We start from the raw sequence: 2,232 nt of genomic DNA on the forward strand, positions 1-2,232 counted from the left end.
GAAAAGCGGCGCAAGGTAGTGTCGGTATTAAACGTAAATATGGTGAAGAAATTAAATTAATGGGATTAGGTGTTTATCCATCTTGTCAGACAGTTAAAAAACATTTAGAAAGTGAAGGATTTACAGAAAGTGAAATTAAGAATAATGGACTATTAAATAATAGCTTTGAAGGCAGAATTTCAATACCATATCCAGATCAATCTGGTAATATTTGTGGCTTTAGTTTTCGCATAATTAAAGATCAAGATAACAATGATTCAACAATTAGTAATAATAACAATGAATCAAAATCTCTCAATGATTCAGAAATTAATAATGAGAAAAATGAATCGAAATCTCTCAATAATAATGAGAAAAATAAATCAAAATTTCTCAATAATTCAAAAATTAATAATGATGAAAATAAATCAAAATTTTTAAATAATTCAGAAGTTAATAATAATAAAGATCAGCCAAAATATTTGAATACTTCTGGACTAAATAAAGATGGATTAGTAGGTTTTCAATTTCGCCCTTATCAACCACAAAGAGTGTTAGTTGTAGAAGGTTATTTGGATGCTCTTTTACTCAATAGTTTAGGCTTAAAAAATTATTGGATTTTAGCTTTAGGTGGCACAAGTTTAACAAATAAACAAATTAAGGTAATTGAAGATTCTGGAGTCAAGGAAATTCTCTTGGCATTGGATAACGATAATGCTGGTAAAAAAGCAACCATGAAGGCGATCGAAGCCCTTAAATTAAGTAAATTGAGAGTATATGCTCTTAACTGGCGTGATGCAGGAGAAATCAAAGATCCAGATGAGTTTGTAATTCGGGAAGGGGTTGATAATTTTAGTTTATTTTTAGAGTTGGCTTGTCAATCTTGGGGAGAGTGGGTAGCGGAATATTTATATAATCAATTTCCTATAGGCAACCCACTAGGTAATGATGGTTATATTAATCAATGTCTTGAGATTGAAAGTACTATATCAGATCCTCTGGAAAGAAAAATTTTTACTTCTAAGTTTCTCGAATATTTGAGTGATGAAGGAATAACGGAGGAAGATTTAGCCCTTCGACGGAGGGAAAAGTTAGAAAAAACTAGCAAAGGAAAAGCTAAAAATGTTATTACTTCTTTGTGTCGAGAATTAAATAAAAATCTACAAGAGGAAAGTTTTACTGATAGCGAATTAGCCATCGAAAAGAGTTTACAAGAGTTAAAAACTGCTAGAGGTATTCAGTTACCTTCACCTTATCTTCCTGAAGATTTATTGCAAGATATAGCCCTAACTGGAGAGGGTTTAAGTACTGGTTATGAAAAGTTAGATCAACTTTGTTTAATTCCTAAAGGTGCAATTACTTTAATCGCTGCTCGTCCTTCAATGGGTAAAACGACTTTGATGTTAAACCTTTTCCTTAATCAAATTAATCTCTATCCTGAGCAATCATTTTACTTTTTTAGTTATGAGGAAAGCAAAGCTCGATTGGGGGTAAAGCTAATTCAAAATCTCTCAGGCAAAATTATTAATCGTGATTTTAACCATAATGCTTATATTCGCTATTTTAAAGTACATCGAGAACAAAAACAATTTGATGACCAAATTGAGCGAGGTTTTCAAACCTATTCAACATTAGTGAAGGAAGGAAGATTATGGCTATTGGATGACCGATTAAATGATCTAGATTTAGTTACTACGATTAATTTACTATCAGAATCTCGTCATATTGGAGGAATATTTATCGATTATGTCCAGAAAATTCCTTCGAGCAATCAATCGTTTCAAGATTGGCTAAATATCAAAAATGTCTCCCAATCGATTTTAGACTGTGCTGTTAGTTTAGATATTCCCATTATCTTAGGTTGTCAGCTAAATAGAGCCATTGAAGGGCAAAAGGATAAAAGACCATCATTAGGTCAATTAAGACAGTCTGGGGATTTGGAGCAAGATGCTAATTTGGTTTTAGGATTATACAGAGACGAATTTTACAATCCTGATTCTAGTGATGCAGGAAAATTAGAAGTAAATATTCTGAAAAATCGTAATGGTGTTACTGGTTCAAAATGTGAGCTATTATTCACTCCTGAGACTCTAAAAATATCTAATTCTTGTTCCCAGTCAATACCTGATAATGATTTTGGTTTTTAACTGTACTTTAGACTAAATGAAAAATTACACTACCAGTAGTGTATCTAAACGATAAATTTTGACTAAAAAACGCTACCTATAACATTAGTCTAAAGTAGAATTATTA

1 protein-coding gene is annotated in these 2,232 nt (G+C 31.5%); it reads left to right on the top strand.

The window, feature by feature from the left end; all coding sequences use genetic code 11:
* Positions 1 to 2,126, top strand: a 2,126-nt coding sequence (locus tag ACN4EE_RS22940) for a DnaB-like helicase C-terminal domain-containing protein (protein WP_431708831.1), incomplete at its 5' end; no start/stop codon positions are given.
* Positions 2,127 to 2,232: the final 106 nt, after the last annotated feature.

It is taken from the genome of Geminocystis sp. CENA526 (assembly GCF_050753365.1).
Taxonomy (GTDB): Bacteria; Cyanobacteriota; Cyanobacteriia; order Cyanobacteriales; family Cyanobacteriaceae; genus Geminocystis.